We start from the raw sequence: 4,488 nt of genomic DNA, 5'->3' as shown, positions 1-4,488 counted from the left end.
GGTACCAGCTGTCGATCATGGCCGGCTCATGGGCGGCCGGGCCGGCGCCTTGCAGGTGGAAACCGATCGCCATTTTGCCCGACCGTTTGGCCGCACGAATGTCCGCGGTGGTTTCGATGAGCTGGTAATCGTGGGCGCGCTGTTCGAACCAGCGCCTTTGTTGGGACAGGTGCCGGAATGTGGGCTCCGGCCGGTCCCAATCCGCGCCTATAGTGAGCGAGAGGAAGGAGAAACCGGCGTCGCGATATCGGACCAGCATATCGGGCCCTTCATCAAGACACTCAGGGGTCCAGCCCACCGCGCTTTCCCAGACGACAGCCTTGGTGATGAGGTTGCTGGCTGAAACAGTCACTTCGTCTGCACCTGATGATCAATTAAGTTCATGGCGTCAGCTAATCGGCAATCTCGCTGTTGCGCTATTGGCGGGAATGGGTTTGATTGTTTCATATTTGAAACAATTCAAGACCAGCCATGCCGACCACTCCCGACCCATTCGATCTGATGATTTTCGCGCGCGTCGCCGAGACGGGAAGCTTCAGTGCGGCGGCCGAACGGCTTGGTGTGCCCAAGTCCACCGTCTCTCGGCGCATCTCCGCTCTGGAAAGTCAGCTGGGCGAACGCCTGCTTCAACGCACGACGCGCCGCAACATCCTGACCGAGATGGGCCAACGCATCCTCATTCCGTCTGAACAGATCATCCATGAGGTGGAGGCCGTCATGGCGGTGGCCGAGCACCGGCAGGTGACACCTTCCGGACGGCTGCGTGTCTCCGTTCCCGGTGACCTCGCCGCAATTTCGCTCGCCCCTATGCTGGCGGATTTCAGCAAGGCCTACAGCGAAATCCAACTCGAACTGGACCTTTCACCTCGCTATATCGATGTCGTCGCCGACGGCTTCGATCTCGCCATACGGATCGGCGGGGAAACCCAGGACCTTCGGCTGACCACGCGGCATCTGGTTGACCTTGGCATCGGCCTCTATGCGTCTCCGCTATACACGGACCGCGCCGGAAAGCCCGACACCCCGGAGGCTCTTGGGCGGCACGACATCCTTGCGCTGCTTTCTGACGGAATGCCGGTGGGCTGGGTTCTGAACAAGGACGCTCAATCGGTCCCGGTCGATATGTCGGGACGACGGGTTTCGGCGAATTCCTACGAACTGCTTCTCCGCCTGGCGCGGTCGGGTGCCGGCATCACGGCGATGCCGGACCTTTTCGCACGCCCTTATCTTGAGACCAGCGAACTCATCCGCCTCCTGCCAGCGTGGCGACTGTCTCCGGCGATGGTACGCGCCGTCTTTCCGAGCAGGCAGCTCATGCCGCGCAAGACACGGGTCTTCCTCGACGCACTTCTGAGCCATCTCAAGCCGCGTCCGTTGAGGAGGGCGTAGTCGCTGTCAGCTAGCGGGGGCTTCGTCCGGCACCAGTGGCACCACCCGCCAGGCCATGGGTGGCGTGGCCATGAGGTTGGCCGAGCAGTCTCGAACCCGGCGCGAACGAATGCGGTCAGCGCGCCAACGCCATAGCGTGTTTGAGGCATGGTCAGCACGTCCTTACAAACAGGCCTGGCCGGAAAGGCGCTAGGCGTACCTTCTAGCCGCGAATAGGGCTTGGCATGCATTAAAGAACTGGATGATGAATGCCGTATATGCGACGAACCGTGACCTCCGGAGAACCTACCCTAGGGCCCAGACTTCGGTAACGAGGCCGTCCCAGTCAAGCGGTTTTGCTCATGGGAGGTCGGCCGCAAAGGGTACGCCYCCGGCGAGGGCCGCCTTGCGCGAGCATGGCACGTTAGCGAGGCTGCGCTCTTGAAGTCGTCCTTACGAGCGTAGTTAGCAGCACAGCATGACAGCATGAGCCATGTGACGTTATTGACCGGGCCTGAGCGTCGTCGTCGTTGGAGTGACGAGGATCAGTGCCGGATTCTGCGCGCGGCATTCGCGCCGGGGGCCACAGTGGCGGCGGTAGCGCGTCAGTACGATGTCGCGACCAGCCTGATCTACAAGTGGCGCCGAACGGTGAGAGCCCGCGAGACGGGCTTTGCCGAAGTTGTCGTGGTTCCGGATGAGCCTGTCGCCGCTTCGGTGCCGGCGGCGTCACCAGCGGTGATCGAGCTGGAGGTCGCCGGCAAGGTGCGGCTGCGGATTCCGCTGACCACGCCGCCGACACTGGCGGCGGCGATGGTGAAGGCGCTGGGCGTTTCATGATCCCGGTTCCGAGCCAGGTGCGGATCTGGTTGGCGGTCGGCCGGACCGATATGCGTCGCGGGATGCAAGGCCTCGCTCTGCAGGTTCAGGAGACATTGGGCCGGGATCCACATGCCGGCGATCTTTATGTCTTCCGCGGTCGAAGCGGCAATCTGATCAAGATTATCTGGCATGATGGGCTCGGCATGTCGCTGTATGCAAAACGGCTCGAGAAGGGCCGGTTTCTATGGCCGTCGCCGGCGGACGGTACGGTTTCCATATCACCGGCGCAGCTCGCCTACATGCTCGACGGGATCGATTGGCGCAACCCGCGTCACACGTTCCGCCCCCAGCGCGCGGGCTGAGTTTTCTTTGAATTTGCGCCATTTTCCGCGAGTCAGCGGACGCGTTTTATGATTCACTCCAGGGCATGGTTGCCACCGCCCTGGATGCTGTTCCGGACGATATCGGCGCGCTGAGAGCAGCGCTGACCGCGGCGCTGGCCAGAGCCGAAGACGAGGCCGCGCGCGCTGCGCTGGTCGAGGCCGAACTGGCGGTCGCCAGGGCCAAGGCATCGGATGATGCGGCGCTGATCGCACATCAGGATCTGACGATCCGGAAGCTGCAGCGGGCGCTGCATGGTCAGAGATCTGAACGTTCAGCCCGCCTGCACGACCAGATGGAGCTCACTTTCGAGGAACTCGAGAGCACGGCGACGGAAGACGAGATCGCCGCCGAACAGGCCGCGGCCCGGACCACCGGGGTGGCGCCTTATGTGCGCAAACGACCGGCGCGTCAGCCATTTCCCGAGCATCTGCCGCGCGAACGCATGGTCGAGCCGGCGCCGACCGCTTGCCACTGTTGCGGCGGTCATCGGCTGCGCAAGCTGGGTGAGGATATCACCGAGACGCTGGAGGTGGTGCCGCGGCAATGGAAGGTGATCCAACACGTGCGGGAGAAGTTCACCTGCCGCGACTGCGAGGCGATCAGCCAGGCTCCGGCGCCATTCCACGCCACCCCGCGGGGCTGGGCCGGTCCCGGCCTGCTGGCGATGATCCTGTTCGAGAAGTTCGGACAGCATCAGCCGCTCAACCGCCAGGCTGAACGCTATGCGCGCGAAGGCGTGCCGCTCAGCCTGTCGACGCTCGCCGACCAGGTCGGCGCCGGCGCCGCGGCGCTGATGCCTCTGTTCAAGCGACTCGAAGCCCATGTGCTGGCCGCTTCACGTCTGCACGGCGACGACACGACGGTGCCGGTCCTGGCCAAGGGCAAGACCGATACCGGCAGATTATGGACCTATGTGCGCGATGACCGACCGTTCGGCGGCGCCGATCCGCCGGCGGCAGTGTTCTACTATTCCCGCGATCGTCGAGGGGAACATCCCGTGGCGCATCTCGCCGGCTGGAGCGGCATTCTGCAGGCCGATGCCTTTGGTGGTTATGGCGATCTCTATGCGACGGGTCGTCAGCCGGCGCCTGTTCTGGAAGCCAGCTGCTGGGCCCACAGCCGGCGCAAAGTGTTCGAACTGGCCGATATCGAAGCGGCGGCGCGCAAGAAGGCGCGCGGCGAGAAGCCCAACCTGGTCTATCCGCTAGCGGTTGAAGCCGTGAAGCGCATCGATGACCTGTTCGATATCGAGCGCGAGATCAACGGCCTGTCGCCGGCCCAACGCCGCGCCGTGCGCCAGGAGCGGAGCGTGCCGCTGGTCACCGAACTCGAGCGCTGGATGATCGAGACGCGCGACAAGCTCTCGAGCGGACACGATCTGACCAAGGCCTTCAACTACATGCTGCGCCGCTGGTCGTCCTTCACCCGGTTCCTCGACGATGGCCGGATTTGCCTATCGAACAATGCAGCCGAGCGAGCCCTGCGCGGCATCGCTCTCGGCAGAAAGTCCTGGCTGTTCTGCGGTTCCGATCGCGGCGGACAGCGCGCTGCCATTCTCTACAGCCTGATCGTCAGCGCCAAGATGAACGATATCGACCCGCAGGTCTGGCTCGCCCACGTCCTCGCCCGACTGCCCGCCTATCCGGCCCATCGGATCGATGATTTTTTGCCGTGGAACTGGAGACCCGCAAAACTGCGGGCCCAACCAGCGGCGGCCTGATCATGCAGCGCAATAAGGTGCATCACGTCTACACCGTTGAACGTGTCGCCAGTAGCCTCGGCGTCAGCGAAGAGCTCATCCAGGAACTGACCCTCGGTCTCGAGCCCGAGGACGGCGTCATCTGGGTGTACGGCGCCAACGATGACGACGGGATCTTGGCCTTCACCGATGAAGGCATCGAGGAGGTCAAACTC

6 protein-coding genes are annotated in these 4,488 nt (G+C 63.5%); 5 read left to right on the top strand and 1 reads right to left on the bottom strand.

The genetic code is table 11. The features are described from left to right. A partial coding sequence (locus AC1DUU_RS24230) for a membrane dipeptidase (RefSeq protein WP_476785929.1) occupies positions 1-352 on the bottom strand: 352 nt, incomplete at its 3' end. Positions 353-471: 119 nt separating this feature from the next. On the opposite strand from AC1DUU_RS24230, the gene AC1DUU_RS24225 reads away from it, so the two are divergent. The 5 genes from AC1DUU_RS24225 to AC1DUU_RS24205 form a co-directional block, all read left to right on the top strand. Then, positions 472-1,389 carry a LysR family transcriptional regulator gene (locus tag AC1DUU_RS24225; protein ID WP_476785928.1) on the top strand — a complete coding sequence of 306 codons (918 nt, stop codon included), beginning with the start codon at positions 472-474 and terminating at the stop codon, positions 1,387-1,389. 465 nt (positions 1,390-1,854) lie between these two features. Next, positions 1,855-2,208, top strand: coding sequence for an IS66-like element accessory protein TnpA (gene tnpA, locus AC1DUU_RS24220; protein ID WP_476785927.1), 354 nt, complete (start codon positions 1,855-1,857; stop codon positions 2,206-2,208). Then, complete coding sequence (gene tnpB, locus AC1DUU_RS24215) at positions 2,205-2,552, top strand: IS66 family insertion sequence element accessory protein TnpB (RefSeq protein ID WP_006201720.1); 348 nt, start codon at positions 2,205-2,207, stop codon at positions 2,550-2,552. The genes tnpA and tnpB overlap by 4 nt, the downstream gene beginning before the upstream one ends. Before the next feature lie 65 nt (positions 2,553-2,617). Further along, positions 2,618-4,294 carry an IS66 family transposase gene (gene tnpC / locus AC1DUU_RS24210; RefSeq protein ID WP_476785926.1) on the top strand — a complete coding sequence of 559 codons (1,677 nt, stop codon included), beginning with the start codon at positions 2,618-2,620 and terminating at the stop codon, positions 4,292-4,294. A gap of 2 nt (positions 4,295-4,296) precedes the next feature. After that, a partial coding sequence (locus AC1DUU_RS24205; RefSeq protein WP_476785925.1) for a hypothetical protein occupies positions 4,297-4,488 on the top strand: 192 nt, incomplete at its 3' end.

This window comes from Aminobacter sp. P4_H6_2 (assembly GCF_056400805.1).
The sequence above is the reverse complement of the archived record's forward strand: the minus strand, read 5'-3'. Positions and strand labels throughout refer to the sequence as shown.